Consider the following 500-nt stretch of genomic DNA (forward strand, 5'->3'; position numbering starts at 1 on the left):
GTCAGTATTGGTTTAATGGTCATGGCTAACTCTTTGGGCAGTATTTGCAGTCGGTTTTTCTCCATGGTTTGCATGACAAGAAGTTGATTTCTTCTAGCAGCTAAATCGCTCATCAATTGCATGGTTTCTGGCTTTAACTGCGATAGCTTTGGTTTTATGGCTTCACCATAATGAGCAATGAGTTTTGCATCTAGCTTGTCAGTTTTGGCACGTTGTCCAATAGCACCAGCAAAGCGTTTAATGTGAACTGGATTGGCAATCACAAAAGGTAGACCCGCTTTAGCACAGGCCATTATAAATGGCATTTCAAGACGACCAGTTGCTTCGATAATAATACGCTCTGGTGTGTATTTTTTGATTGTTGTTATTGCTCCTTTGATGCCTTTTTCATCGTTGGTCACAGTGAAATATATATCGAGTGGGCGGATGTAGATATCAAGTTGAAACTTACCGGTATCAATACCGACGTTAATGCTTTGATTTGTTTTAGACTTCATATA

The 500-nt window shown here is 39.6% G+C and carries 1 protein-coding gene; it reads right to left on the bottom strand.

Annotated elements, in window-relative coordinates; all coding sequences use genetic code 11:
• On the bottom strand, positions 1-497 hold a 497-nt coding region (locus ACSLUH_RS19510), incomplete at its 3' end, for an IS110 family transposase (protein ID WP_448570081.1).
• Between the last annotated feature and the right edge of the window lie 3 nt (positions 498-500).

Source organism: Thalassotalea ganghwensis, assembly GCF_053485795.1.